33 protein-coding genes are annotated in these 25,450 nt (G+C 36.5%); 13 read left to right on the top strand and 20 right to left on the bottom strand.

Going from position 1 to position 25,450, the window contains the following annotated elements:
- Positions 1-5: 5 nt before the first annotated feature.
- From HPY60_02700 to HPY60_02650, 11 genes are read right to left on the bottom strand one after another with little or no spacing between them, the layout of a single operon-like run.
- A complete protein-coding gene (locus HPY60_02700; GenBank protein NPV50093.1) occupies positions 6-320 on the bottom strand; it encodes a hypothetical protein in 315 nt (104 codons plus the stop codon).
- Between the two features lie 24 nt (positions 321-344).
- A complete protein-coding gene (locus HPY60_02695; GenBank protein NPV50092.1) occupies positions 345-767 on the bottom strand; it encodes a hypothetical protein in 423 nt (140 codons plus the stop codon).
- A complete protein-coding gene (locus HPY60_02690; GenBank protein ID NPV50091.1) occupies positions 749-1,261 on the bottom strand; it encodes a hypothetical protein in 513 nt (170 codons plus the stop codon). Before HPY60_02690 ends, HPY60_02695 begins: the two co-directional genes overlap by 19 nt.
- 1 nt (position 1,262) lies before the next feature.
- Positions 1,263-1,403, bottom strand: a complete 141-nt coding sequence (locus HPY60_02685; protein NPV50090.1) for a DNA-directed RNA polymerase subunit P — start codon at positions 1,401-1,403, stop codon at positions 1,263-1,265.
- On the bottom strand, positions 1,404-1,670 hold the full coding sequence (locus tag HPY60_02680) for a 50S ribosomal protein L37ae (GenBank protein NPV50089.1): 267 nt from the start codon (positions 1,668-1,670) through the stop codon (positions 1,404-1,406).
- 5 nt (positions 1,671-1,675) lie between these two features.
- Positions 1,676-2,476, bottom strand: a complete 801-nt coding sequence (locus tag HPY60_02675) for an exosome complex protein Rrp42 (protein NPV50088.1) — start codon at positions 2,474-2,476, stop codon at positions 1,676-1,678.
- Positions 2,469-3,197, bottom strand: coding sequence for an exosome complex exonuclease Rrp41 (locus tag HPY60_02670; GenBank protein ID NPV50087.1), 729 nt, complete (start codon positions 3,195-3,197; stop codon positions 2,469-2,471). Before HPY60_02670 ends, HPY60_02675 begins: the two co-directional genes overlap by 8 nt.
- Positions 3,198-3,212: 15 nt before the next feature.
- Positions 3,213-3,893 carry a KH domain-containing protein gene (locus HPY60_02665; protein ID NPV50086.1) on the bottom strand — a complete coding sequence of 227 codons (681 nt, stop codon included), beginning with the start codon at positions 3,891-3,893 and terminating at the stop codon, positions 3,213-3,215.
- A 15-nt stretch (positions 3,894-3,908) separates the two neighbouring features.
- Positions 3,909-4,601: a ribosome assembly factor SBDS gene (locus HPY60_02660; GenBank protein NPV50085.1), complete on the bottom strand. Its 693-nt coding sequence runs from the start codon at positions 4,599-4,601 to the stop codon at positions 3,909-3,911.
- 5 nt (positions 4,602-4,606) lie between these two features.
- A complete protein-coding gene (gene psmA, locus HPY60_02655) occupies positions 4,607-5,356 on the bottom strand; it encodes an archaeal proteasome endopeptidase complex subunit alpha (protein ID NPV50084.1) in 750 nt (249 codons plus the stop codon).
- 17 nt (positions 5,357-5,373) lie between these two features.
- Complete coding sequence (locus HPY60_02650) at positions 5,374-5,721, bottom strand: hypothetical protein (protein NPV50083.1); 348 nt, start codon at positions 5,719-5,721, stop codon at positions 5,374-5,376.
- A 109-nt stretch (positions 5,722-5,830) separates the two neighbouring features.
- Here HPY60_02650 and HPY60_02645 point away from each other — a divergent pair, with 109 nt between their 5' ends.
- From HPY60_02645 to HPY60_02635, 3 genes are read left to right on the top strand one after another with little or no spacing between them, the layout of a single operon-like run.
- On the top strand, positions 5,831-6,484 hold the full coding sequence (locus tag HPY60_02645; protein ID NPV50082.1) for an ACT domain-containing protein: 654 nt from the start codon (positions 5,831-5,833) through the stop codon (positions 6,482-6,484).
- Positions 6,485-6,522: 38 nt separating this feature from the next.
- The gene (locus HPY60_02640) at positions 6,523-7,008 is read left to right on the top strand and encodes an adenosine monophosphate-protein transferase (GenBank protein ID NPV50081.1); all 486 of its coding nucleotides are present in this window, start codon (positions 6,523-6,525) and stop codon (positions 7,006-7,008) included.
- Entirely contained in the window at positions 7,005-7,553 is a 549-nt protein-coding gene (locus tag HPY60_02635; GenBank protein ID NPV50080.1) for a flavin reductase family protein, read from the top strand. The genes HPY60_02640 and HPY60_02635 overlap by 4 nt, the downstream gene beginning before the upstream one ends.
- On the opposite strand, the gene HPY60_02630 is transcribed toward HPY60_02635, so the two are convergent.
- From HPY60_02630 to HPY60_02610, 5 genes are read right to left on the bottom strand one after another with little or no spacing between them, the layout of a single operon-like run.
- Positions 7,554-8,045 carry a hypothetical protein gene (locus tag HPY60_02630; GenBank protein NPV50079.1) on the bottom strand — a complete coding sequence of 164 codons (492 nt, stop codon included), beginning with the start codon at positions 8,043-8,045 and terminating at the stop codon, positions 7,554-7,556.
- A gap of 2 nt (positions 8,046-8,047) precedes the next feature.
- Positions 8,048-8,848 carry an HAD-IIA family hydrolase gene (locus HPY60_02625; GenBank protein NPV50078.1) on the bottom strand — a complete coding sequence of 267 codons (801 nt, stop codon included), beginning with the start codon at positions 8,846-8,848 and terminating at the stop codon, positions 8,048-8,050.
- 2 nt (positions 8,849-8,850) lie between these two features.
- On the bottom strand, positions 8,851-10,239 hold the full coding sequence (locus HPY60_02620; protein NPV50077.1) for an NAD(P)/FAD-dependent oxidoreductase: 1,389 nt from the start codon (positions 10,237-10,239) through the stop codon (positions 8,851-8,853).
- A 45-nt stretch (positions 10,240-10,284) separates the two neighbouring features.
- Positions 10,285-11,907 carry a hypothetical protein gene (locus HPY60_02615; GenBank protein NPV50076.1) on the bottom strand — a complete coding sequence of 541 codons (1,623 nt, stop codon included), beginning with the start codon at positions 11,905-11,907 and terminating at the stop codon, positions 10,285-10,287.
- A gap of 35 nt (positions 11,908-11,942) precedes the next feature.
- The gene (locus HPY60_02610) at positions 11,943-12,206 is read right to left on the bottom strand and encodes a hypothetical protein (protein NPV50075.1); all 264 of its coding nucleotides are present in this window, start codon (positions 12,204-12,206) and stop codon (positions 11,943-11,945) included.
- A 271-nt stretch (positions 12,207-12,477) separates the two neighbouring features.
- On the opposite strand from HPY60_02610, the gene HPY60_02605 reads away from it, so the two are divergent.
- From HPY60_02605 to HPY60_02580, 6 genes are read left to right on the top strand one after another with little or no spacing between them, the layout of a single operon-like run.
- Complete coding sequence (locus HPY60_02605; protein NPV50074.1) at positions 12,478-13,197, top strand: FAD-dependent thymidylate synthase; 720 nt, start codon at positions 12,478-12,480, stop codon at positions 13,195-13,197.
- Between the two features lie 13 nt (positions 13,198-13,210).
- Positions 13,211-13,663, top strand: a complete 453-nt coding sequence (locus HPY60_02600; GenBank protein ID NPV50073.1) for a dCMP deaminase family protein — start codon at positions 13,211-13,213, stop codon at positions 13,661-13,663.
- Positions 13,664-14,353 carry a serine/threonine protein kinase gene (locus tag HPY60_02595; GenBank protein ID NPV50072.1) on the top strand — a complete coding sequence of 230 codons (690 nt, stop codon included), beginning with the start codon at positions 13,664-13,666 and terminating at the stop codon, positions 14,351-14,353. It abuts the gene before it with no gap.
- A 43-nt stretch (positions 14,354-14,396) separates the two neighbouring features.
- A complete protein-coding gene (locus tag HPY60_02590) occupies positions 14,397-15,344 on the top strand; it encodes a replication factor C small subunit (protein ID NPV50071.1) in 948 nt (315 codons plus the stop codon).
- Between the two features lie 7 nt (positions 15,345-15,351).
- Positions 15,352-16,725 (top strand): replication factor C large subunit, encoded by a 1,374-nt coding sequence (locus HPY60_02585; protein ID NPV50070.1) that lies wholly within the window; start codon positions 15,352-15,354, stop codon positions 16,723-16,725.
- 11 nt (positions 16,726-16,736) lie between these two features.
- Positions 16,737-17,903 (top strand): pyridoxal phosphate-dependent aminotransferase, encoded by a 1,167-nt coding sequence (locus HPY60_02580; protein NPV50069.1) that lies wholly within the window; start codon positions 16,737-16,739, stop codon positions 17,901-17,903.
- On the opposite strand, the gene hypA is transcribed toward HPY60_02580, so the two are convergent.
- A complete protein-coding gene (gene hypA, locus HPY60_02575; protein ID NPV50068.1) occupies positions 17,900-18,262 on the bottom strand; it encodes a hydrogenase maturation nickel metallochaperone HypA in 363 nt (120 codons plus the stop codon). The two genes, HPY60_02580 and hypA, sit on opposite strands and share 4 nt — an antisense overlap.
- Positions 18,263-18,324: 62 nt before the next feature.
- On the opposite strand from hypA, the gene HPY60_02570 reads away from it, so the two are divergent.
- On the top strand, positions 18,325-18,615 hold the full coding sequence (locus HPY60_02570; protein NPV50067.1) for a signal recognition particle protein Srp19: 291 nt from the start codon (positions 18,325-18,327) through the stop codon (positions 18,613-18,615).
- Here the strand turns inward: HPY60_02570 and HPY60_02565 are convergent.
- Positions 18,612-18,905, bottom strand: a complete 294-nt coding sequence (locus HPY60_02565) for a DUF211 domain-containing protein (GenBank protein NPV50066.1) — start codon at positions 18,903-18,905, stop codon at positions 18,612-18,614. The two genes, HPY60_02570 and HPY60_02565, sit on opposite strands and share 4 nt — an antisense overlap.
- Before the next feature lie 106 nt (positions 18,906-19,011).
- Between HPY60_02565 and HPY60_02560 the strand changes: the two genes are divergently transcribed.
- The 3 genes from HPY60_02560 to HPY60_02550 all read left to right on the top strand — a co-directional run bounded on the left by HPY60_02560 (position 19,012) and on the right by HPY60_02550 (position 24,192).
- Positions 19,012-19,524, top strand: coding sequence for a nitroreductase family protein (locus tag HPY60_02560; protein NPV50065.1), 513 nt, complete (start codon positions 19,012-19,014; stop codon positions 19,522-19,524).
- A 109-nt stretch (positions 19,525-19,633) separates the two neighbouring features.
- On the top strand, positions 19,634-23,203 hold the full coding sequence (gene nifJ / locus HPY60_02555; protein ID NPV50064.1) for a pyruvate:ferredoxin (flavodoxin) oxidoreductase: 3,570 nt from the start codon (positions 19,634-19,636) through the stop codon (positions 23,201-23,203).
- The gene (locus tag HPY60_02550; GenBank protein NPV50063.1) at positions 23,203-24,192 is read left to right on the top strand and encodes a dihydroorotate dehydrogenase-like protein; all 990 of its coding nucleotides are present in this window, start codon (positions 23,203-23,205) and stop codon (positions 24,190-24,192) included. Before nifJ ends, HPY60_02550 begins: the two co-directional genes overlap by 1 nt.
- On the opposite strand, the gene HPY60_02545 is transcribed toward HPY60_02550, so the two are convergent.
- Positions 24,193-24,804 carry an ABC transporter permease gene (locus HPY60_02545; protein ID NPV50062.1) on the bottom strand — a complete coding sequence of 204 codons (612 nt, stop codon included), beginning with the start codon at positions 24,802-24,804 and terminating at the stop codon, positions 24,193-24,195.
- Positions 24,798-25,442 (bottom strand): ABC transporter permease, encoded by a 645-nt coding sequence (locus HPY60_02540; GenBank protein ID NPV50061.1) that lies wholly within the window; start codon positions 25,440-25,442, stop codon positions 24,798-24,800. Before HPY60_02540 ends, HPY60_02545 begins: the two co-directional genes overlap by 7 nt.
- Between the last annotated feature and the right edge of the window lie 8 nt (positions 25,443-25,450).

Below are 25,450 nucleotides of genomic sequence, written 5' to 3'. Positions count from 1 at the left end.
GAGATTTATCTGAACTTGGAGTATTTTGTTAGGACTCTTAATATCTCCATTGCAATATCCTTGTCTATTACCCCTTCGTCTTCCTTATCTTTAAGGAATTTTTTGGCCTCTTCTACACCAATTTTTGAAGCTTTGGCATAAAGTGGCCCACGGATCAGACCTGCTTTTTCTTCAGGAAGTTTATTTAATACTTGGTTTAAATCCCACTTGAAATCTGATACCCTTCCCATGTTCAATTTTTTAGTTTTTTTAGAATATATTTTTTGTTTGAATTTTCTAGATCCTTTTGAATAAAATGTGTTAGATTGTCCTTCTGCCATCTGACCCTCTCTTTTCTCTAATTGTTAAATAAAACTTTTTAAGTCTTTGCTTAATTCTAATAGATTTTCCTGTTGCTTTCTTATAATTTTATCCTCATAAATTTGATTTTCAATTGAAATAAAGGTCCAACCGCCCTCCTTTGAAGAAAATTTAACTGCAAGAATTGCTTTAGGAGAAAGAACCGTCTTCTTTGATATTTCAGATGCCACGTTTAAAAGTGAATTGATCTGTGATTTTTTAATCTTGATACTTGAAAGTTTGGTGCTCTTCACTTCCATTATTATAGTAATTTTGTCCTTAATTGCGATGATGTCAGGCCCACTCTGGCTAACTCTTTTGCTAAAGACAAAATAGCCGTTTTCAAGCAGAAACTTCTTGACTTCGTATTCTGCACGAACTCCTCTGGATTTATTTCTTGTTACTGCCGTCAGGTTGAACGCTTCCATTTTGATACTTTAATTTTAGGGCCAATTGGGGAACTTGAAATATCGTCCCTTAAGAAATTGATATAATCTCCATTCCACAATAGAACGGGGCCTTCTTGGTCACCTTCATAATCTTGACAGAAAAACATCTCCTTTATGAAGTCGAAGGATTCGCTTTTATCGCCTTGGATAAGTAAAGGCAGATCATCATCAAAGAAGTCTAATTTATTATTTATGTTCATTTCTCTTCTAAGAGAAACTGAAATATCTATGACGCCTAGCCATTTCCAATCTTTTTTGTCTATATACATAAAAGAAAGGGCAGAAGGATTTCCATCCTTTGATTCAACTATCATTAATCTTCTGCAGCCTTTGAGAACAGCAATATCTTTTAGCTCTTCAACAGATTTTTTACCCCTTGTGACTTGAAAAGAAAGAGGTATAACTCCTAGTAGCTCTTTAACAAAGGACCTAGTCCTTGTTGATGGCCTTCTAGAAGTTGAGATAAGCATCATATTAACGTGCTTGCACTGTCTTTGCCATTTCTGGCCTCATCTTGATGAATATTCTGTTACCACAGTAGGGACATTTAATTCCCCTTATATCATCAAGTTCTGTAGGGGTGAGTATTCTTTTACATTCAATGCATTTATACAACTATTCACTTCCTACTTTACCGGACACTTTCTGTGAAACTCTTCCCATTGGAGTATCTGGAAGATATGTGCCTCCTGCAAATGTGGTCTCACACTTAGTGCATTGCCAGATTGCAGTGTTAATCCTTTTTACAGATTTTCTTCCACACTGTGGGCACTTATGTTTTTGTCTCATCTGTGCTTCAATGTTAGAGATCTTGACTCTAATCCTTCTACCGTATCTTGGCCCGAATCTTCCTGCACTTGTTGATTTATTTGAAACTGCCATGAACATCACCTCATTTCAGAGAATTTTTCTTTTAAAAGGGACCTTACTTCGTCGCCCCTGACCTTTGAACGTCTGACGATGTCTAAAATCTCCTCTTTTTTAAAGCTTCCTACATCTCCTTTCTGCATAGCTGAGATCCTTCCATTGTCTTCAGTTGTAGCGGTTATTCTTGAATCCATTACACTTTCTTCTTCCATTGAAGGGTCGTATAAGATTGAATCTGCTATTTTTGCATAAGTACAGGGTATAGGTATTTTTCTCATAGGTAGAGGCATTAACTCCTCTGTTTTCTTACCTTCTTCATCTAAAACTGGCATTTTGGTGTTGTAAAGAGCACCTATTGCAGCAATTCCAGATGCATCGAATAGATTTCCATTGTAATCCATTATGTGTATATCCACAAACAAAACCCTAACAAGTTCCCCTTCCTTAATAACTAATTTTTCAAAATCAATAGCACCTGATTCTCTAATTCCTCTGTCGACAATTCTTGCAAGTTCTATTGAGTCTTCCCTTGGTGGCCCTGCTTCAAAGTCAGGTGAAGCCATTGGAATTAATTCTGCATTAGTTGTAAATACTCCTTGGTTGGGTGTGTCAGGGAATGGTGCACCGGTTTCACATTTAACGCCAGCGATTACCTTTGTGTTCCCAATTTGAACAAAACATGACCCTTCGGCTTTGTTTGCAATTCCAAGTTCGATCTTAAGATCTCTCATGTCATTAAGGCCTCTGCCATCGTCACGTTTACCGTTCTTTAAGAGGCTAATCATATAATCTTTCTTAATATCTGAAAGAACACTACTCATTTGGCACATCCTCCGTGATGTACTTTTTCTTTAGCGCTTCCTTTTGGATCTCATATACTTGAAGGCATCCTTTTCTACCGAGGTCCAATGCTTCCTCAAGCTGTTCTTCTGTTAAGTCTCCATCCATCTGCAATAAACTAAACTCATCTCTTCTTGGAAGAAGTGCTAATGGTAAATCTGCTTGACCGTAGTTATCCTCTTCCTTACAGAGGTCCAATACAATCTTATCATCAACTTTTCCAGCGGCGCATGCAGGAACTAATTCTTTCATGGGTATTCCTGCGTTAGCAAGTGCTACAGATGCGGCAGTTATTCCTGCACATCTTGTTCCAGCATCTGCTTGGATAACTTCAATGTTTACCTCGACCATGCATTTTGGGAAATTTTCTAATAGTAATGCAGGCTCTAATGCGCCTTGTGTTACTTTACCAATTTCTACCACCCTTCTGCTTGGGCCAGGTCTTTTTCTCTCTTCAACTGCGAATGATGCCATATTGTATCTGCACTTTAATATAGCCCTATCTGATTTTTGAAGAAATCTTGGGTATGCTTCCCTTGGGCCATAAACTGCACAATAAATCTTGTTTCCGCCCCATTCAATGTAAGATGAGCCATCTGCTCTTTTAAAAACTCCAACTTCTATCTTTATGTTCCTTAATTCATCAATGGCCCTTCCATCAATTCTCTTGCCATTAGTAAAGAACTTTATGTCTTTCTCCATGTATAACACCTAGTATTATCTTGATAATTCCGTTTCTAGTATTTTTTTTATCCTGTCAGTTAGCCCTGGTATGTGGGCTTCTCTATCAATTTTAAGAATGGCGTTCTCAACTATGTCTTCCATTTGTCTCTCGCCTTTAATCCATATATTGCCATTCTGACCAACCATTATTTCGCATTTGGTCATTTGTTTCAATAACTTAATCATAGATCCTTTTTTACCGATTACTCGGGGAACTCTTGTGGCATGGATTTTAACAACCCTTCCCCATTTCAATTTGCCATAAGGTCTTTCCTTAGACTGTAGAACTATGTCTGAGGATTCCCCGACATCTTTAATATTTGCATAAATTACATCGCCAACTTTGAATATCCTTTCAAGGTTTGAAGTGTCCTTAACATACCTTAAAGCGTCTTGGACATGAAGGTTAGCTAGGTAGGGGGCATTTACTTCTAAATCCCAACTTAGAGGATTAATACTTACAACTGTTCCAATTACGTCGTCGCCCCTTTTTGGTATATACTTTCCTTCAAGCGGTACTACCTTGACACCATCATTTTCTATATAGACTATGCCTAAAACAGAGGATATTATTGTATCCCCAAATTTATCAACGCCATATTCGTATCTAAAAGGCCCTTTTGCGATTGCCATTCCTGGCGTAACGATTGATCTGTCTTTAACTAAAAATTCCAATGCTATCTCTCCGTATTATTTATCCATTATTTTTGTCTCAACGTTTCCCTTTGTGGCGCCATTTAACTTGCTGAAAAGGTCGTCTTGTAATCCGGCCGGTATTTCAATTACAAACATCCAAGAGCCATCTCTTCCCCATTCTTCTTTAATAATAGTACCAAGAGTTTTTACAAATCCCATTGCTTTAGGTGCATATTCTGCGGGTACTTTGACTCCTATTCTTCTATTTTCAATCTTAATAGGTAGAATTGGGGCCAGTGCATGAATTATCTGTTTAATCTGATCTTCAGTTCTCCGGTACATATCTATTGAAACTCTTGCCTCTTCTAAAGCTGTTTCAATTCTTTGTGGTGGGTGTGGGTGACCAGTCTGAGGATTTATGGCGTGTCTTGAAATATAAGAGACAATCTGCGCTCTCTTATTTTCCATCATTGCTCTTCTTTGCTCGGTAGTAAGGTGTATTTCTCCTTTCTTTAGAATAATTTTTGAAATCTCACTAACATTATCTGTACCAAATGCTTTTTTAAGAGACTCTGGAGATGCTTTATCTCCCTTGTTTGCGTCTTTAAAAATAAAGTTTGCAGCGAGGAAATCATCTGCTTCATTTCCTCCCTTAAAATCTTGGGCCTTTTGAGGATCAACTAAGATCTCAAAATGTTCCCCTTGGTACTTGAGTTTTGCAGTAACTGCATCATCTAGAGATATCAAACAATCTACTCCTTATCCTCCTCTTCCTTAATCTCTTTAACTTTCTCGATATAGAAGTTTAATTTTTCTTCATTTATTTTCTTAAACCTCTTATCTTCCATGCTAATTACAGCCATTTCTACATTGCTCTTGCTCAAGTCACCCTCTATTGATTTCTTAAGTGCCCTCAAGGCAAGCATTATTGCATCTTCAATTGAAATTTCGGGGGAGTATTCCTTTTCGAATATCTCCATTGCTACTGATCTTCCTGCACCTATGGCTGTAGCTTTCCATTCAAGGTAAGCTCCTGAAGGCTCAGTTACAAATATCTGAGGCCCTTCTGAGTTGATACCTGCAAGAATTAGAGAAGCACCAAATGGCCTTAATCCGCCATACTGTGTGTGCATCTGCTTTAAGTCTCCAATCTTCTTTGCGAGCATCATGACAGACATCTTTTCATCATAGCTCAATGTGTGAATCTGTGCTTCTATTCTTGCTCTGTCGACAAGAATTCTTGCGTCTGCTATGATTCCTGATGTTGCTGCTGCAAGATGATCATCTATTTGAAATATCTTCTCAAACGATTCGGGTTCAACAAGCCTTGAAGGGATTCTCTTATCTACACAAAGGACTACTCCTTCGTTGCATTTAATGCCTATAGCGGTGGCTCCCCTTCTTACTGCCTCGCCAGCATATTGAACCTGATACAAACTTCCATCTGGACTAAAAACGGTGATTGCCCGGTCGTAACCAGATGCGGGTGGAACGAATGCCATTTATATACCTCCATAAACTAATTAACATTAGACTTAATATTTTTTTCTAACCCCTTTATAGTTCCTGATACATAAAGAGGCAATATGTTAACTTTTTCTTTACCTACAGATTTAGTAAGTGATAGTATAAATATAGCTTTGTACAATGATTTTATATTACTTTCTATTATGCCATATCTTCTACTTTCATCGTAATCCTTTACCCAAAGACCTATTTCAGAAGCGCCAAACTCTCCTAAAAAATCAATGGCTGTATTCCAGATAGCCTTAACTAGGTCCTCTCTTTTAAAGTCTTTCCCCCCCTCAATTTTAAAACTGACATACCTTGTCTTTTCTCTGAGGGTCTTTGGAGTTTTAATGGACATAAAAACAACAAAAATAGGTATAATACAGATGATTTAAGTATTTTGGTATAATTTATCAGCCTAGCTATTATTCAGAACATTTAAATATAGTATCATACAAATAATTACTGTGTCAGACAAAAAAAGTATAGCCGAAATAGTAAGGGAGTACATAGGTGCACACCCCTCAATAATGGACTGTCTTAAGTATGGAATAATCAACTATTCTGCATTATCACGAATGATAATGGACGAATATAAAATAGACAACATGGTAGCGGTTCTAATAGCGTCTAGAAGATATGCTGAAGAATTACAGAAGGAAAAAAATTTTCTTGAGAAAAAAATAAAAGTTATTCTAAAGAAAAGTAGGATTAACATAAAGACAAAAGTTGCAACTTTAACTTTAAAACCTGGCTGGCACGTTTTCTTGAAACTTGAGCCCGTTCTAAAGAAGACCCTATCGGAGGGTTATCTTATTAATATTATCCAAGGATCCCAAGGTATTACTTTGATTTTACTTGAAGACTACCTTGAGGAAGTTACAAATCTTATAGGCAAAGAAAATGTATTGAGAGTGTCAAAGAACCTTGTCGAAATATCTGTTAAGAGCCCTGAAGATATTGGGAATACTCCAGGAGTTGTATCGTACTTATCCTCAAACCTTTCAGCTGTGGGGATAAATGTTATTGAGACTATGAGCTGTTTCATGGATACAATATTTGTCGTTGATGAAAAAGACATGGTACTTGCCTTTGAAGCACTCAACAGGTGCATAGATTAATCCTATGTGATATTAAAAGTTTGAAAAAAGGTGGTAATATGGAAATGAATGTCATTGACATAAAGAAGGATGATGGTGTAGAGTTTATAGTTGGACAGGGAAACTTTTCTATATATACCGTAGACGATCTAGCGAAGACTCTTTTAACATGTGTTGCAGGAATCAAGATAGGGGTTGCAATGAACGAGGCCAAACCTAAGCTAACAAGGGTTGCAGGAAACGATGAACATCTAAAAGAGCTTGCAGCAAATGCTGCTTTAAAGATAGGTGCAGGACATATATTTGTCATTATGATGCGAGGAGCCTTCCCAATTAATGTTTTAAACAATGTTAAAACCCATCCTGCAGTGTGCACTGTTTATGGTGCAAGTGAAAATCCCTTCCAAGTTATTGTGGCAAAGACAAATCTAGGAAGCTCTGTTATAGGTGTTGTTGATGGAACCTCAGCAGAAAAAGTTGAAGACAAATACGAAAAGAAAGAAAGAAGAGATATCTTAGAAAAAATAGGATATAAGGTAGAATGAAGGTCAAAATAGATAATCTAAAGGGATTAAGGTTATTGAATCCTGGGCCACTAGTTTTAATCACATCAAAATATCAGGGCAAATCCAATATTGTTACTGTAGCATGGACTAGCCCCATCTCCCATTCTCCCCCTCTTATTTCAGTGTCTCTTTCAACGAAAAAGCTATCCCATGTTCTAATAGGCAATTCCAAAGAGTTTACTGTCAATATACCATCAATGGATCTAATTGACAAAGTATTACAGTGTGGGTCTGAGAGTGGAAGAAATGTTGATAAGTTCAAGGAATTCAAGCTTAAAGAAGTTAAAGGTAAAAAGGTATCATGCCCTTCAATAAAAGAATGCTTTGCTTTTATCGAGTGCAAAGTAATTGACTGCTTTTTATGTGGTGATCATTACCTTTTTATTGGGGAGATAGTAAATTGTGAAATTGAAAAAGATTTCTACAAGGACTACGTTGATATTGAGAAAGTTAAATTCATTAATCACCTAGGGGGGCCCTACTTTACAACGCCGGATAAAATAGTTGAAAAGAAAAGAGAATAGTTACTGAAACTCCGATACATGAGCCCTTCTAATATCTTCCATTTTTAAGTCATACATCTTAAACTCATCTTCATACTGCCTAATATTATTCATTGATTGGGCAATTCCATCTTCCTGACCATTGATAAAATACTCTTTTAAGATTTTAATCTCAACTGCTGCATTATTTAAAGATTGAACTTTTTTTAAGTAGTAGTTTGTGTAGAGAACTAGCCAGTCTTTATTTGTTTTTTGGGCTTCGCCCATTGCATTATCAAGGGCAGTTTTGGCTGTTGTAAGCTCAAGTATAGCTTTATCAGCATAAACATTAACATTGTCCATGTCTTGAATAGAATAAGCATTTGAGGCAATATTATAGTATTCTATTCCTTTAGCTAATCTGAGATTTGCAGCTTTAACACTTGTATTCCAGTTTTCAAGAGAAGTATTAAGGCATAGAGGTAGTAAAAAAATCAGAACTAAACACAATCCTAATATTCTTCTACTTTTCATTTTTACACCTTTCTAGATTTTTTTAGATTGATATATAACTCCATCATATCTTCAAAGACATAATCTGATTTTATATGGGATTTTAAAGCTTCAGATTTGTCAACTACTCCACTCAATACAAGTGCAGTTCTAATCCCAAAGTTTCTTCCTGCCAATATGTCCGTATCAATTCTATCCCCAATCATCAAGCTTTGATCTTTTTTTGCAGAGATTCGTTTAGCGGCCATTTCCATGATTAACGTTTTGGGCTTTCCTATTATAATGGGCTCAACACCACTTGCAGCCGTTATTGATGCCAAAATTGCACCACACCCTGGGAGAATCCCTTCATGCGATGGGTATGTCAGATCAGGATTAGTACCTATATATATTGCGCCGTTCTGGATTGCAAGTGACGCTTTCTTCATCTTCTCATATGTAAAAGATATATCCCACCCCACGACAACTATATCGGGATTATTTTCATCTATTTTTATCCCAGAATTCTCTATTAAGGATACTAACCCATCACCACCTACAACATATGCACTTAGATTTTCTTTTTCTTTTAGGAATGTATCCTTCAAAAATTCTACAGTTGCGACTCCAGAGTTTATTATTTCATGTTCACCAATATTTATTTTCATATTTCTTAATCTTTTTGAATAGTTGGAAGGAGTTTTGGCAGAGTTATTGGTGACGCAAATAAACTTAATTCCTTCTTCAATTAAATAGTCAATGAATTCTTTAGCACCATTTATTGGATAATGGCCCCTATAGAGAACGCCGTCTATGTCCATGAATATATACTGGATGTCTTTCAAAATTAACTCTCCTTTTTCAATATCCCTTGTGCTGCAAGAATGCCTGTAGCTGCTGAGTTTACTATATCTCTTGAAAGCCCAACTCCATCTCCTGCAACGAAAAGATTTGGGAGATTAGTTTCCATTGATGAATCAACTTTTACCTTTATACCATAGAACTTAATCTCAGGAGCATATAGGAGTGTTGAATCGCTTCCAACTCCAGGGAGTACATTATCCAATCTTTCAAGTGATTCTATTAAATTTGTTACTATTCTATAAGGCAATGCCATTGCTATGTCGCCGGGAGTTGCAGACAGAAGTGTTGGTTTAATATTGCTTCTTCTAATCCTCTCAGGTGTTGATCTTCTTCCTCTTCTCAAATCACCAAATCTCTGTATCAGCGGTTTCCCCCCTCCAAGGACTGTAGCTATCTTAGCAATAGAGACGCCATAAGAAGTAGTATCTTCAACAGGCGATGTCAATGTGACCCTTGAAAGAAAAGCAAAGTTGCTATTCTGGGATTTGATGTCCCTCATTGAATGGCCGTTTACACCAACATACCCATCATACTGTTCCTTCATTACATATCCTTCATGATTTGTACAAAAAGTCCTTACAAAATCATCATAGGTCTTAGAGTAGATGTGAAATTTTGGATCTCTATTAACTTCAATTACCGGCTTCATCACGACTTTAGAAACCTCAACCCTAACTCCAACATCAATCGGTTGGTGCTCTATATTAATGCCGAGTTCATTGATTTGAGACATTAGAAAACTAGAGCCTGCCCTTCCAGGGGCTGCGATGACATAGTCAGATTCTATATTATGAGAAATATTTTTTTGTAAATATGTGGTAATATAATTATTCTTACTTTTTTCTATTTTAGTGACGTCTGCAAGCAGAACAAATTTTACTCCTTTTTTTTCGAGATATTTTTTTATTGAGTTAATTACTACGGGAGTATAGTCGCTTCCTATGTGCCTTTGTGGTATTTGTATAAACTTAATTCCTGATGCTTCAGCTTTTCTTTGTAGAGCTTCGATCATCTCAGTTTCGCCGATAAAAAGTTTCTCAGGAGCACCATGTTCTAAAAATATTGAATCTACTTCGTTTACTAGCTTTAATGCTTTGTCTGCTTTTCCAGTGAGCTCTTCCAGATCACCTCCTATATCCGGCCTTAAATTTAGAATTCCATCTGAAAGGCAACCTGAACCGCCAGCCCCATACAAGACGTTACAGGGATTACAAGCATCACACACACCTGTATGTTCAAGTGGACATTTTCTACTATCTACATCTCTGCCTCTATCTAAAAGAACAATGTCAAATTTATCATTTTCAGAAAGTTTGTAAGCGGAAAATAGACCTGCAGGGCCCGCCCCTATTATAACAACTTTTTTCTTCATATAAATAAGATTAGAATTACAAACTAAAAAAGCTTATGGATTACCCTATTTTTTTGAAGGTTTTTTTGGAAGGCCTCTTAGGGGTCTTTTTGTTTTGAGTTTTGATTTTTTAATTGGTTGAGGCTTTTCCTCAGGTAGGTCCTGTCTTAGGGGTATTTCTTGGGAATATGATTGAGTGGGTCCTTCCTGCAATTTTGGCCTTTCGGTTAGTTGGGTAGGTGGTTTTTTGGGAAGGCCTATTTTTTTAACATTCATCTTTAATAAAGCTATGATAATGAAAAACGCAGCAATTACTACTATAGGTAGTGCTTGAATCAAAATATTTGATTCTAAGACTAAGTTGATGTCCTTTTCAGTTTCTCCTTCAACTTTTACTATCTGAGTAACTTTTCCATACATTGTTGAAGAAGCTACAACTTGATACTCTTTTGGTGGAAGACCTGATATCACTATTGTGCCAGAATTATCTGAGGTGCCTTTTTGGACTCCATCTACGAGTATAGAAACCCCATTTATTGGATTACCTTTAGCATCTTTTAGCGAAACTTTTAGTGAGCCGTTTGCCTGTTTTAAAGTCAAAGATCTTGATAATCCTTCTTTAGAAATTTCAAAATTAATCTCAGAAGGATCATACCCTTTTGCATCAGCTTTTAGTGTATATACTCCAGGTACAAGCTGTATTGTACCATTTGCCTTTGTAATTTTTTGAACTAAAACTCCACTTCCTGTCTTTAATATCTCTGCTTCAACTTCAGATAGGGCTCTGCCATCTTCAGTTTTTATTTCATAAGTAAGGGTGCCTTTCTGTTTTGATAATACGATTGTGACCTCTTTTTGCTCTTCCTGTGAAAGATTAAAGGGTTCAGTTGTATACTTCTCATAGTCCATAAATTCGACTTCTACAAAATAGGTACCTGGTTTAACTGAGAATCTAAAGAATCCTCCAAGATCTGTTGAAGTGTAGGATACAGTTGTTCCTTTCAGGAAAACTTGTATTCCAAATAGAGGTTTGTCATCATCTGTAGTTACTTTTCCATAAACCTCACCCTTGATAGTTAAAGGGACATTGACAGAATAATCAACAGTATCCACTGGAGTTACAGAGTTAGGCAACTCATATTCTGAAGTAGAATAAGAAGCTATAACTTTATAGTTTTGTGCGTCGGGAACTTCAATTCTATATTTTCCATTTTCATCTGTGTTGACTGAGAATGTTTCGTTTGTAGTTACATTGGTCACTTTAACAGTTGCATTTGCAACTCCCGGTTCACCGGCTTCAAAAATATTGTTGTTGTTTGAATCTTTGTAGACATTGCCCGAGAGAATCTTAAATCCTGAATGTCTCATATAAAATGTTTTTGAATCAATTGAAGTTATATCCACATTTTCAAGTATTGTCACGAATCCACTTTTTGTAATAGTAAATGAATAAGTTCCTTCAGCTATGTTTTCAAAAAGTAACTCCCCTCTAGAATTTGAGTTTCCAGACCTCTGATAGTTTGTATCTGACTGTAAAGACAATCTAATTTCTGCATCTTCAATTGGAGTTCCGTTAACACTGGCAATATTAATGAGAAAATTTTTGTTAGTAGCGCCCCAAGTAGATGGTGCCATAAGTACCAATATAAGTATTGATAAAATGGCAATCCTTGAGTATCTTCCTAACATTGTTCTCCTCAAGATTATTTGTTAAAATAAAAAAATTAAATCTCGGAAAATACTTTTCTTACGTCTTTTACCTTTATAGTGTCTTCCATCTCAACTATTCTTGTCTCGCACTCTATAACATCCCTTGCGTCACCAGTAAGCTCTAGGTATGTTCCAAGATCAGTGTCGTATGTTTTTACATTTACAGACCCTGGAATTGTTCCTGGGCTTATTGTGCCAAGGTTTAGGTTTTCGACAAGTATCCTAACTGTGTAGGGCTTATCTATATGCCTTTCAATTCCTCTTTCAACTATTTTCATAACACTTCACCTATCCTTTAGTAGCTGATAATCAATATACAGTTACCAGTTTATAAGCTTTTCGATATCGATAATATATAACAATGTTCCAAAATGATTACAAAATATAAACAAAAATAGCTTAATGGCTTTAGATTTATTGATGGTATTATTTAAATAGTTAAAAGCTATTGATAATCAATAATTACTATTTTTTATATAAACTTAACGGGTTAGGCTAAATTGTAAATAAATGCTTAATCTTATAAAATATTTAGAGTAATTCAGCATAATGAAAGTTGTTCTTTTAGAGTATACTAGGAATCCTGAAACTGTTTGTGCTGTAGCGGCCCTTACATCAATGAAGGAAGGAACTCCTTCTGATATGCTGAAGGAAATAGACACAGAAAATGCAAAAAAGAGGATTCAGCGAGTTGTTGGGTATGGTCACTATTCAGTTATTGAACACGCAAGTTTTACTTTTTCTATTGAAGGGATATCCAGGGCATGCTCACATCAGCTTGTAAGGCATAGAATAGCTTCTTTTACCCAGCAGAGCCAAAGGTATGTTAAGATGGAAGAAGTTCCATTTGTTACGCCTCCTTCCATTAAGAAAAACAAAGCTGCTGAAGAAATATTCAAAAAGAGCCTTGGGGATACTTCTGAAAGTTACAAGAAGCTCCTTGAATTGGGTATAACCCCCGAAGATGCAAGATTCGTACTTCCAAATGCAACAAAGACTAATCTTGTCATGACTATGAATGCAAGAGAACTACTACATTTCTTCAATTTACGTTGTTGCAACAGGGCACAATGGGAGATTAGGGATATGGCTTGGGAAATGCTATACCAAGTTCTTGAAGTTTCACCGGCCATATTTGAATCTTCTGGCCCAAAATGTATCAGCGAAGGTATATGCACTGAAGGTAAAGCTTCATGCGGTTGCTACAAGCTATTTGACGGAAAAAAGATTGATGAAAGAAGGATAATTGTCAAAGAATTTTATAAGTAATAACGTGATTTTTATGGCAAGGATGGATATTGACACATATTTTATGAGTATTGCAGAGTTAGTTAAGAAAAGGTCTACATGTATCAAACAGCATGTGGGTGCGGTATTAGTCAAGGAGGGCTACATAATTTCTACAGGTTACAATGGTGCCCCGAGGGGCCTTCCTCACTGCTCAGAAGAAACATGCCTTAGGCAGACACTTGGTTCTCTTGAAAAATCACATTTGTGTAGAGGTGTTCATGCAGAACAGAATACTATAATTCAAGCTGCAATACATGGTGTTTCAACAGAGAATTCAACCGTATACTCTACGCACTTTCCCTGTATGTCCTGTACAAAGATTCTAATAAATGCGGGAGTTAAGGAAATAGTATATGGAAGAGACTATGACCTTGACAATGAAATAAAAATGAACATGATAAGGGATGCAGGCATCAGAGTAAAAAAATTGCTCTTGTCTGATTAAATGGAAAATATCATAAGCGATATAAGATATATTGATTACCCTTCTTTCTCAAATGAGAGAGCTTCCTTATTGAAAAATTCTCTTCTTGAAAAAGGGGTTGAAGAAATCTACTCATTTGGTAAAGTTGAAATTGGAACTGATAGGGCAATCGGTAAAGGCAACACATCGATTATCTTTTTGGGTAAATTGAAAAACAAGAAAGTAACAATCAAAATTGAAAGATCTGACTCAGAAAGAAAAGGCTCACTAAAAAAAGAAGCTAGATATCTAATTAAGGCAAACCAGCATGGTGTTGGTCCAAAGATATACGGGTATGAAGATAATTACATAATAATGGAGTATGTTGAAGGCAATCAATTAATAGAAGGTGTGTTTGACAAAGAGGATATATTTGATATCACAAGGCAGTGCAACGCTCTTGATGGGGCAAAAATTAATCACAGGCAGATCCAAGGAGGAAAGCACATTATTTGCGGTAAAAAAAATGTTATAATAGATTTTGAAAAAGCACACTTATCAAATACTCCAAAAAATGTCACGTCTTTTTTATCCATGTGTTTCTTATCAGATTGCCTTGTTAGAGAGAGAATAAAGGCGATATTTGATTTTGAAGAAGAATTCATTAAGACACTTTTAAAAGATTATAAATACAATTGCAATATAGAAGAGCTTATTAATAATATCCAATAAGGTTTAAATAATTTAGATAATTAGAGTAATTGGTTGTGATTTGATGGAGTTTGAAAAACCCTGGACGGAAAAGTACAGGCCTCAAAAGCTTGACGATATAGTTGGAAGAGATCCCATAATTAGAAGACTTAAATCCTATGTTGATAAAAAGTCTATGCCGCACTTGTTATTTGCTGGACCTCCAGGTGTTGGAAAGACCACAGCGGCTATAGCCCTTGCAAAGGAAATATTTGGGGAATACTGGAAGCAGAATTTTCAAGAAACAAATGCTTCAGATGAGAGAGGTATTAATGTAGTTAGGGAGAAAATAAAGGACTTTGCAAGAACTAAACCCATAGGTGGAGATTTCAAGATAATATTTTTAGATGAATCTGATGCTCTTACTTCTGATGCCCAGAATGCATTGAGGAGAACTATGGAGGTTTATACATCGACCTGCAGATTCATTCTTTCATGTAATTACTCTTCTAGGATTATTGACCCAATACAATCCAGGTGTGCAATATTCAGATTTGGACCGTTGTCAACTGATGCAATAAAAACTATGATTAAGAAGATTGCCGAGGAAGAAAAAATTGATCTTAAAGAAGACGGCCTTAATGCAATTGCCTATGTTTCTGAAGGAGATATGAGAAAGGCCATAAATGCGCTCCAGGCTTCATCGGGCATCGGAGATTCAATAACAGAGAGTTTAGTCTATCAGGTGACCTCAAGAGCGAAACCTGAAGAGATTAAAAATATGATGAAGGTTGCTCTATCTGGAGATTTTATAGCTTCTAGAAAGATACTTCAGTCACTTCTTTTAGAGCAAGGGTTGTCGGGAGAAGACATAATAATGCAGATGCACAGGGAGACATTCAATTTAGAAGTATCCGATAAGGAGAAAGTTAGAATTGTTGATATGATAGGTGAGGCAGACTTCAGGCTCGTTCAAGGGGCTAATGAGTTTATCCAGCTTGAATATCTTCTCGCCAATCTTTCCTCAGGATAACGATAATATGCTTGTTGAGAAATACTTCCCAAAAAATTTTTCTGAGATAAAAGGTCAACAGGCACTTGTAAAGGATATTCTTGCTTGGATAAATACTTGGGGAAACGAAAAAAAAGCTCTTTTAATTTATGGACCGCCGGGCAGCGGTAAGACTACAATGGTCAAAGTTTTGGCCAAAGAACTTGGATATGATTTGATAGAGCTAAATGCCAGTGACAAAAGAGATCAGACTGCCCTAAACAGGATAGTTGGAAACGCTGCTTCTTCAAAGACTCTTTTTGGCTACAAGAAAATAATATTGCTGGATGAGGCAGACAATATCCATGGCAAGGAAGATTTTGGTGGAGCAAAAGCCCTACTTGAAATAATAAAAAATACACAAAATCCAATTATACTTACTGCAAACAGTTACTGGGAGGTATCTCAAGCTATAAGGGACAACTGCAAACTTGTACAATTTAAACGTCTTCAATCAAGGACAATCTTTGCTAGATTGAAAGAGATAGCTGTTGCAGAGAAAATTGAAGCAGATGATGATGTTCTAATGAAGATTGCAGAGCAATCGACAGGAGATATGAGGGCGGCCATTAATGATCTTGACTCCTTAGGTAAAAAGCTTGTAAAAGGGGACGAGAAATTAGTAGGTTCAAGAGATACAGAAACTTCAATTTTTGAGGCTCTTTCAAAACTTTACATGTCAAACTCCATTGATGTAAGAAAAGAGTTTTTTGACATTGACAAAAAGCCTGACGAACTCTTGCTATGGATCGATGAAAATACCCCAAAAGCCTACAAGGGTAGGGAGCTACTAAAATCTATGGACCTTATTTCAAAATCTGACATTTACTTAAAACGTGCATTTAATACCAGAAACTATTCAATGTGGAAGTATGCATCAGATCTCATGACTGGAGGGGTATCTGTTTCAGGGGTAACTGATCCACGATATATCGCTTTTTCTCCACCAAAATATTTTCAGGTCCTTGGGTCATCGAAGAAGATGAGAGAAACAAATAAGATAATCCTCAATAAGATCGGGAAAAAGTGCCACTGCTCTAGAAAAGTTGCAAGAAGTTACATACCCTTGATATCCACATTATTCTTAAATCCAAAGAAAGGTGCGCTCATAGCTAACTTTTTTGAATTTGATATGGAAGAAATTAAGTTTATTGATGAAAAAAATTATAGAAAGATAGAGCTAGCAAGAGAAGAGCTTTTAAAGGCGCCAGAAAAAAAAGAGAAAATTGAAACAGTTCCAGTAACAGCAGAGAAAAAAATAGAGCCCAAAAACGAAACTACTAAAAAAGAAAAAGAATTGCCAAAAGAAAACGAGAAAGAGGATAAACAAAAGAATCAACAAAAAACACTTTTTGACTTTTAGAGGAAGATAATATGCCTGAACATTCTATATCGTCATCACTTGATAAGATCCCAAAATCTGGTATAAGGAAATTATTTGATCTTGCACAGAATATGGAAGGAATCATAAGTCTTGGGATCGGGGAACCTGACTTTGACACTCCTTCACATATAGTAGAATCTTCTATTAAAGCCCTTAAAGAGGGAAAAACTTACTATTCTCCAAATTCTGGAATTTTAGAATTGAGACAAGCCATCTCTGAAAAGATGAAAAGCCAGAACAAAGTCGATGTATCCGAAAATGAAATCATAGTAACTGTTGGCGGGGGAGAAGCTCTGTCACTTGCAATCCAGTCTTCAATAAAAAGCGGGGATGGGGTTATCGTTCCTTCGCCCGCTTTTGTTGCTTACGTTCCTACAGTTATGCTTTCTGGAGGGAATCCAATCGAAGTAGAATGCCGAGAAGATGAAAATTTTATATTGAATCCCGACCTTTTAGAAGAAAAAATAACTGAAAATACAGAACTATTAATACTGAATTCCCCTTCAAATCCTACTGGATCAGTCATGAAGAAAAGTGACTTAGAAAAGATTTCAGATATAGTTATGGAATACAATCTAAAGGTATTGTCTGATGAAGTTTATGAGAGCCTTATCTATGACGGTAAAAAACATGTCAGCATCGCATCACTTAATGGCATGGAAAATAATGTTATAACTGTGAACTCATTTTCAAAAACTTATTCTATGACGGGCTGGAGAGTTGGATACCTATGCTCAAAAGACGAAATCCTCCTTGATAGAATGTTAAAACTCCATATGTACGGTCCTGTGTGCAACAATACTTTTGCCCAATTTGGTGCTCTGGAAGCTCTTAAAGGGCCTCAAGACTTTGTGGATCAGATGAGGGAAGAATTTGAAGATAGAAGAAATCTCCTTTTGAGTAGAATCAAAAAAATGAAAGGGGTTAGTGCAATAAAACCTGAAGGTTCATTCTATCTTTTTATGAACATATCTGGCATGGGTATTAAATCAGAAGAGTTCTCTGAGAAACTTTTAAATCAAGAGAAGGTCGTCACAGTTCCAGGTTTAGCTTTTGGCCCATACTCGGATGACTATGTGAGGCTTGCATATCCGCTTAAAAAAGATAAGATCAATGAGGCATGTGACAGGATGGAAAGATTTCTTTCTAAATTTTAATCCTCTTCAATTTTTATAGACTTTATGTTAAACTCTCTTCCGGAGAGAATTGTGACATCGTTTGATCCACATTCACATACCATCTGAAGTATTGGGAAATCATTTTCAGAACTAATATTAAATTCCTTGCCACATTTATTGCAGTGAACTCTTGGCTTTAAAAATTTGATATCAAGCTTTGCACCTTCTGCAATAGTTCCTTTAGAGATTATGTCAAAGCAGAATGTAAGCTGCTCAGTATTGACTAAAAGTATCTCCCCCATCTCTAACTTAATCGATTTGATTTTCTTGGCCTTTTCTTTCTGAGCGGCTTCAAGCACGGTTTTTAGCATTCCGTCTGCAAGAGAAAGTTCATGCATAGATTCACCAATACACTTTTATATTCTGCCAAAAGAGTATTTAAAAGCTTAGGGGGATTATTTTGAAGGGATATATAATATGGCCTTCTTATATTGATAAAAATCTTTCAAAGAAAGGCGGAAGGAAGCTTCCAAAGAATTTAGCTCTGGACCATCCAAAGTTTGACGAGATTAAAAAAGCTCTTGATACTATTGGAATAAATCATGAGATTCAAAAGATCTCAAAATACCCAAAGGAACAGGGAAAAGAAGACAGAAATCTTGGAAGATTTGTAGTTGAGAAAAAATTCTCCAAAAATGAAATACTTAAAAAAATATCAAAAGAGATAAGAAAAAATAGGGGTGGAAATTAAGATCTGTCCTGCAAAGTCTCTACTTCAGGAATAATCCTTTTTCCTGCGGCAACTTTGTCTATGCTGTGTACAGTCCCGCCAAGTTTTTCTATCTCTTCTTTTAATAATTCATAATCAATTGAGTCCCCTTGTATTGAAAGTTTGACTGTTTCAGTTTTTTGGTCAATTTCAACAACTGAGATATTTACGCCTATAATCCCAGGAATTTCTGCTAGTTTATTTGCAAAATCTGGGAGTATTGGTTTATGGGGTTTTAAAACATCAAGAACTATAACCCTAATTGAACTCATGCATCTACCAAAGTTTATTGACTATATTGACTTATATAATAGTTTCGGTATTTATCAGAATTAGATTTATAAGTTTAGAGTTTGAATTATTAGTGGAGGAATTTAGATGGAAGCCCTAGATGCAATCCGTACAAGGAGAAGTGTAAGAAAATTTACAGATAAATTGATACCAAAAGAGATGATTGATAAACTATTGGAAGCGGCTATGAGTGCACCGTCTGCCGGAAATCAACAGCCTTGGCATTTTGTTGTCATTGACGATAAAAATATTTTAAATGAGGTCCCTAAGGTGAGTCTTTACGCTCCTATGGCAAAGGAAGCTACTGCTGCAATAGTAATCTGTGGTGACCCCAGTTTGGAAAAGTATCCGGGATTTTGGGTTCAGGACTGCTCAGCTGCTACCCAGAACATTTTACTTGCTGCTCACGCCCTTGGTTTGGGTGCTGTTTGGTCTGGGATATACCCTCTTGAAGACAGGGCCAGTGGCTTTAGAAAATTACTTGGAATCCCAGAAAATATCGTGCCACTCTCGATAGTGATAATGGGATACCCTGTAGAGATGCCAAAACCAGTAACTAGATTCAAAGAAGAAAGGGTAAAATATAACAAATGGCAATAATTTATTTATGGATGCCCATATCTTTTCTTGGAAAACAAGTCATGGGATAACCTTATATTTTAATTTTTTTATGACCCTATACAGACAAATACGTTAATGGTGAGATTTTATGAAAAGGCCAATGGTTACTATTGATGGAAATGAAGCTGCTGCATATACAGCTTATCATGTTAATGAAGTTATATCAATATACCCAATAACTCCTTCTTCCACAATGGGAGAGTTATCTGACCAGTGGGCATCTGAAGAAGAGCCCAATATATGGGGTACTGTTCCTCATGTAACTGAGATGCAAAGTGAGGGTGGAGCCTCAGGAGCCGTTCATGGCTCATTGCAGAGAGGCGCACTTACTACCACGTTCACAGCGTCCCAAGGGCTTCTTTTAATGATCCCCAATATGTATAAAATAGCGGGAGAACTGACTTCTACCGTTTTCCACGTAAGTGCTAGATCTCTTGCAACCCACGCCCTATCAATCTTTTGTGACCATAGTGATGTGATGTCAGTACGTTCTACCGGATTTGCGCTTCTAGCATCAAACTCTGTTCAAGAGGTAATGGATCTCTCAATTATTGCTCAAGCTGCAACTTTAAAATCTAGAGTTCCTTTTTTACACTTCTTTGACGGATTTAGGACATCTGCAGAAACTTCAAAAGTTGAAAAGTTGACACTTGAAGATTTGAAAGAAATGATAGACGAAGATCTAGTCAGGGCTCATCGTGCAAGAGCCTTATCCCCAGATAATCCAATAATAAGAGGAACTTCGCATAACCCCGATACATACTTCCAAGCTAGAGAAAAAATAAATCCATATTATAATGCCTGTCCTGATTTGGTCCAAGAAGCTATGGACAAATTTGCAAAGATTGTAGGTAGACAGTATAAACTATTCCAATATGAAGGGGCGCCTGATGCAGAAAGAATCATTATAATTATGGGAAGCGGTGCTGAAACTGTAGAAGAAACTGTTAAGTATCTCATTGAAAAAGGTGAAAAGGTAGGAGTTTTAAAAGTAAGGCTATTTAGACCATTTTCTTTAAAACATTTTATTTCAGAGATCCCTCTAACTGTAAAAAGCATTGCTGTCTTAGACAGAACTAAAGAACCAGGCTCCTTAGGTGAGCCACTGTACTTAGATGTCACAACTGCTATATCCTCTGCATTTTCAAATGGCATGTTAAAAATGGACAAGATGCCAAAAATAATTGGGGGAATATACGGATTATCTTCAAAAGAGTTTAAGCCTTCTATGGCAAAAGCTGTTTTCGATGAATTAAAAAAGAGTGAACCGAAAAATAGATTCACTGTTGGAATTAATGATGATGTAACTCATAAGAGTTTAGAATATGATCCAGACTTTTTTGTTGAACCTGAGAATAGAACGAGGGCCGTATTCTTTGGATTAGGTGCGGATGGTACAGTCAGTGCAAATAAGAGCTCAATAAAAATCATTGGTGAAGAAACTGACAATTACGCACAAGGATTCTTTTTTTATGATTCAAAGAAGGCTGGATCACTTACAATTTCTCACTTAAGATTTGGGCCAGATCCAATAAGGTCACCTTACCTAATTGACAGGGCGAACTTTGTAGCTTGCCATCAATGCTCATTTTTAGACAAATATGACATGTTAAGTGTTGCTCAGAAGAACTCAATCTTTCTTTTGAATAGCCCATATCCAAAAGAGGAAGTATGGAACCAATTACCTAAAAACGTACAACAGCAAATTATAGATAAGAATATTAAATTTTATACAATTGATGCCTATGATATTGCAAAGGATATTGGTCTTGGGGTTAGAATAAATACAATTATGCAGACATGCTTTTTTGCGTTGAGTAATGTAATCCCAAAAGAAGATGCGATTAAATCAATTAAAAAGTTCACAGAGAAAACATACGGCAGAAAGGGAGAAAAAATACTAAAGATGAACTACGAGGCCATTGATAAAGCAATTGACAATCTATATGAAGTAAAGGTACCTGAAAAGGCCACAAGCAGTTTTGATTTGAAATCATCGATGCCGGAAGAAGCGCCTGACTACGTAAAAAATGTAATATCAAAAATGATAGTTTTCAAAGGCGATGAACTCCCTGTAAGTGCATTCCCTGAAGATGGTACATACCCAACTGGTACAACTAAGTGGGAGAAGAGAAACATTTCACTTGATGTTCCTGTCTGGGATCCTGAAATCTGTATTCAGTGTGGAAAATGTGCATTTGTCTGCCCACATGCAGTTATTAGAGCCAAAGTCTACCCAAAAGATGCATTAAAGAAGGCCCCTGCTTCATTCAAACATATTGAAGCAAAGTTCTCACAATTCAAAGATTATTTATACACTGTCCAAGCTTCTCCAGAAGACTGCACAGGGTGCAAACTCTGTTATGAAACATGCCCTTCAAAGAATAAAAAAGATCCAAAACTAAAAGCTATAAACATGGAATTTAAAGACCCCATACTCGATAGAGAAAAAGAAAACTGGAATTTCTTTGACTCTTTGCCTTATGTTGAACGAGGGAAGTTAAATGTCTCAACTGTAAAGGATATCCAGCTTCTAGAGCCCTTGTTTGAGTTCTCTGGTGCTTGCTCAGGCTGTGGCCAAACCCCTTATGTCAAGCTTATGACCCAACTGTTTGGAGATAGGGCCGTAATAGCCAATGCTACAGGATGTTCCTCAATTTATGGAGGAAATCTACCCACAACACCTTACACAAAGAATAAGGACGGCCGGGGCCCAACTTGGTCAAACTCTCTTTTTGAAGATACTGCAGAGTTTGGACTTGGTATGAGATTAGCCCTTGATAAGCAGAAAGAATACGCAATGGAGCTAGTTGAAAAACTTAAGGATGATTTAGGAAAGGATCTAGTATTTGAACTCAAAAACACAAAACAAGATACCGAAGCAGGCATAAACAAGCAGAGAGAAATGGTCAAATTACTAAAGGCCAAACTAAAATCTATAGAAAAACCTGAAGCAAAAGATCTAATGAGTTTAGCTGATTCACTAGTTAAAAAGAGTGTTTGGATTTTAGGTGGAGACGGATGGGCCTATGATATTGGATACGGCGGTCTTGACCATGTCCTTGCGCTAGGAAAAAATGTCAACATCCTTGTTCTTGATACTGAAGTCTATTCTAACACAGGAGGGCAGAAGTCAAAAGCAACACCTCTTGGTGCAGTTGCAAAGTTTGCAATGGGCGGAAAACGAACTCCAAAGAAAGATCTTGCCATGATGGCGATGAGCTATGGTAACGTATATGTTGCAAATGTTGCCTTTGGCGCAAACAATGCTCAAACAGTCAAAGCATTCCTTGAAGCAGAAGCCTACGAAGGAACATCAATAATTATAGCATATGCTCACTGTATAAATCAAGGTTATGACCTTATCAATGGTCCTGAGCAACAGAAACTTGCCGTTCAATCCGGATACTGGCCTCTTTTAAGGTACAATCCAAATCTTGAGAATGAAGGTAAAAATCCACTTCAGTTAGACTCTGGCAAACCAATGATAACTCTTGACAAATACATCTACAACGAAACTAGGTTTAAGATACTACTTAGAAGTAAGCCTGAAGTGGCAAAAAAACTTCTTGAAGAGTCTCAGAAAGAAATCTTTAAGAAATGGAACTTCTATAAATATTGGTCAGAAATGCCAATATCAAAAGAGGAGGAAAAATGATAGATCTTTCAACGAACTATATGGGATTAAAACTAAAGAATCCCATAGTAGCTTCATCTTCCTATCTATGGGAAGATCCAAGAAATATTAAAAAAGCTGAAAAATCTGGAGCTGCTGCGGTTGTTTTGCACTCATTATTTGAAGAACAACTTGATATTCAACAAGATGAATTAAATAAATTTTTACTGCAAGGAACAGAAAGTTATGCAGAAGCTCTGACATATTTTCCGGAGATAAAGGAGTTCAAGTTTGCGCCTGATGAATATATAGATCTTTTAAAACAAATCAAGTCGGATTCTGAAATCCCAATTATTGGAAGCTTAAATGGTGTTTCAGATGGGGGTTGGATAAAATACGCAGAAAAGATTGAAGAATCGGGTGCAGATGCACTTGAATTGAATATCTACTACATCCCAACTGACCCTTCAATAAACTCTGAAAAGATTGAAGAAAACTATATTAATCTTGTGAAAAGTGTAAAACAAAAAATTAGAATTCCATTAGCAGTTAAACTTAGTCCGTATTTCACTTCAACGCCAAATTTATTAAAAAAGATTGAAGAAGCGGGTGCAGATGCTTTTGTCATATTCAATAGATTCTATCAGCCCGATATTGATATAGAGAACCTTGAGATAACAAAGAATCTTGTTTTGAGTAGTAGCGATGAATTAAGATTAAGACTGAGATGGGCAGCGATTATGTATGGAAAGATAAAGCCCGATATCGCAATTACAGGCGGAATACACACCAGCCCTGATGTGATTAAATCAATTATGGCTGGGGCTAAAGTTTCAATGATGACCTCCGCTTTAATTAAAAATGGTATCGAACATATTGAAAAGACCTTGTCTGAAGTTACAGATTGGCTTTCTAAACATGAATATGAATCAATGAAATCGATACAAGGATTATTGTCGCAAGAAAATGTATTGGAACCATCTGCTTACGAAAGAGCAAACTATATGAAGATTTTAGGGTCTTATAAGTAGCTAGTAACCTGATTTTGCTTTTAATTTTTTTTCAGTTATTGAGAATATCATATCTAACGTTAGGGCTATTAAAATTGCAGGTATGGCTCCACTTAAAGTTTTATTGATATTAAAACTTGCTAGTCCTTCAAATATTATCCTTCCAAGACCTCCACTACCAATAATAGCCGTTAAAACTGCTATGCCATTTGCAATTATAGCAGAAAATTTTAATCCTGCAAATATGGCAGGGTATGCTAAGGGGAGTCTTATATGCCTCATTATTTGGAGGTCTGTCAATCCAATGCCTTTACCTGTGTCAATAAGTGCAGCATCGGTCTTTGATAATCCCACATACATATTTTTAACAATTGGAACAATTGATCCTACAACTATAGCGACTATAGCAGGTAAAACTCCTATTCCAACTAAAGGAACTATTAGTGCTACAAGAGCAAAGCTTGGGATACTTTGAGCCATATTTATTGTTGTTAGAACAAAGTAAGAAACTCTCCTGTAAAAAACTGAGAGAATGGCAAGGGGTGTTGCTATGCATATCCCTATTGATAATGCTGTAAAGACGAGGGTAAGCTGTTGCAATATGGCTTCTAAAAGAGGGAATATTGCTACCAAGGATTATACCTCCTGGCCAATCTATTTTCAACAATCCATGCTATAAAATCGAATAGGACCCCCAAAGAGCCGACCCAAATAGCGGCAATTATTATGGCCGGAATATCATACCTATATATTCCTGCTTGTAAAGGAACTCCAAGACCCCCTGCTGCGATTAGACCACCTAAAGTGGCAATGCCCATTATATATACAACTGCAATCCTAATGCCGCCGCTTATCAAGGGCAATGCCATTGGCAACCTTATTCTCAATAGTATTTCATTCTTCGTAAGACCTATCGCAGTTGCAATTTCAACATATTCCTTGCTTACATATGCCAATCCTGTGTAAGTGTTTCTCATTATGGGAAGTATTGAGTACAAGACACATGCAGCAATAGTTGGTTTCTCCCCCAGTCCAAGAATCGGTAAAAGAAAAATGAACAATGCCAATTCAGGTATAGTCTCAATCACATTTAAAAAATTAAACCATGCATTTGCAATCTTGGGGTTATTATACACTAAAATTGCTAAAGCCACACCTATAAAAATTGAAATGATCAATGCTATGGAAAACATATAAAGATGCTGAATGGTCCTCAAGGTAATTTGCTGTGTAATCCAGACCGATACTATTGTGTCCAGGATACTTACCATAAGACCAT

The organism is Methanofastidiosum sp. (assembly GCA_013178285.1).
Classification (GTDB): domain Archaea; phylum Methanobacteriota_B; class Thermococci; order Methanofastidiosales; family Methanofastidiosaceae; genus Methanofastidiosum.
Note: the sequence above shows the minus strand (reverse complement) of the source record. Positions and strands in the feature narration are given on the sequence as shown.

What these genes read in the sequence shown, in the direction of transcription:
- HPY60_02690 (NPV50091.1), bottom strand. Translation starts at nt 1,261, where the DNA reads ATGATGCTTATCTCAACTTCTAGAAGGCCATCAACAAGGACTAGGTCC.
- HPY60_02585 (NPV50070.1), top strand. Translation starts at nt 15,352, where the DNA reads ATGCTTGTTGAGAAATACTTCCCAAAAAATTTTTCTGAGATAAAAGGT.
- HPY60_02700 (NPV50093.1), bottom strand. Translation starts at nt 320, where the DNA reads ATGGCAGAAGGACAATCTAACACATTTTATTCAAAAGGATCTAGAAAA.
- hypA (NPV50068.1), bottom strand. Translation starts at nt 18,262, where the DNA reads ATGCATGAACTTTCTCTTGCAGACGGAATGCTAAAAACCGTGCTTGAA.
- HPY60_02695 (NPV50092.1), bottom strand. Translation starts at nt 767, where the DNA reads ATGGAAGCGTTCAACCTGACGGCAGTAACAAGAAATAAATCCAGAGGA.
- HPY60_02580 (NPV50069.1), top strand. Translation starts at nt 16,737, where the DNA reads ATGCCTGAACATTCTATATCGTCATCACTTGATAAGATCCCAAAATCT.
- HPY60_02610 (NPV50075.1), bottom strand. Translation starts at nt 12,206, where the DNA reads ATGAAAATAGTTGAAAGAGGAATTGAAAGGCATATAGATAAGCCCTAC.
- HPY60_02650 (NPV50083.1), bottom strand. Translation starts at nt 5,721, where the DNA reads ATGTCCATTAAAACTCCAAAGACCCTCAGAGAAAAGACAAGGTATGTC.
- HPY60_02640 (NPV50081.1), top strand. Translation starts at nt 6,523, where the DNA reads ATGGAAATGAATGTCATTGACATAAAGAAGGATGATGGTGTAGAGTTT.
- HPY60_02670 (NPV50087.1), bottom strand. Translation starts at nt 3,197, where the DNA reads ATGGAGAAAGACATAAAGTTCTTTACTAATGGCAAGAGAATTGATGGA.
- HPY60_02595 (NPV50072.1), top strand. Translation starts at nt 13,664, where the DNA reads ATGGAAAATATCATAAGCGATATAAGATATATTGATTACCCTTCTTTC.
- HPY60_02620 (NPV50077.1), bottom strand. Translation starts at nt 10,239, where the DNA reads ATGAAGAAAAAAGTTGTTATAATAGGGGCGGGCCCTGCAGGTCTATTT.
- HPY60_02565 (NPV50066.1), bottom strand. Translation starts at nt 18,905, where the DNA reads ATGAGTTCAATTAGGGTTATAGTTCTTGATGTTTTAAAACCCCATAAA.
- psmA (NPV50084.1), bottom strand. Translation starts at nt 5,356, where the DNA reads ATGGCATTCGTTCCACCCGCATCTGGTTACGACCGGGCAATCACCGTT.
- nifJ (NPV50064.1), top strand. Translation starts at nt 19,634, where the DNA reads ATGAAAAGGCCAATGGTTACTATTGATGGAAATGAAGCTGCTGCATAT.
- HPY60_02675 (NPV50088.1), bottom strand. Translation starts at nt 2,476, where the DNA reads ATGAGTAGTGTTCTTTCAGATATTAAGAAAGATTATATGATTAGCCTC.
- HPY60_02600 (NPV50073.1), top strand. Translation starts at nt 13,211, where the DNA reads ATGGCAAGGATGGATATTGACACATATTTTATGAGTATTGCAGAGTTA.
- HPY60_02560 (NPV50065.1), top strand. Translation starts at nt 19,012, where the DNA reads ATGGAAGCCCTAGATGCAATCCGTACAAGGAGAAGTGTAAGAAAATTT.
- HPY60_02635 (NPV50080.1), top strand. Translation starts at nt 7,005, where the DNA reads ATGAAGGTCAAAATAGATAATCTAAAGGGATTAAGGTTATTGAATCCT.
- HPY60_02605 (NPV50074.1), top strand. Translation starts at nt 12,478, where the DNA reads ATGAAAGTTGTTCTTTTAGAGTATACTAGGAATCCTGAAACTGTTTGT.
- HPY60_02540 (NPV50061.1), bottom strand. Translation starts at nt 25,442, where the DNA reads ATGGTAAGTATCCTGGACACAATAGTATCGGTCTGGATTACACAGCAA.
- HPY60_02680 (NPV50089.1), bottom strand. Translation starts at nt 1,670, where the DNA reads ATGGCAGTTTCAAATAAATCAACAAGTGCAGGAAGATTCGGGCCAAGA.
- HPY60_02615 (NPV50076.1), bottom strand. Translation starts at nt 11,907, where the DNA reads ATGTTAGGAAGATACTCAAGGATTGCCATTTTATCAATACTTATATTG.
- HPY60_02590 (NPV50071.1), top strand. Translation starts at nt 14,397, where the DNA reads ATGGAGTTTGAAAAACCCTGGACGGAAAAGTACAGGCCTCAAAAGCTT.
- HPY60_02630 (NPV50079.1), bottom strand. Translation starts at nt 8,045, where the DNA reads ATGAAAAGTAGAAGAATATTAGGATTGTGTTTAGTTCTGATTTTTTTA.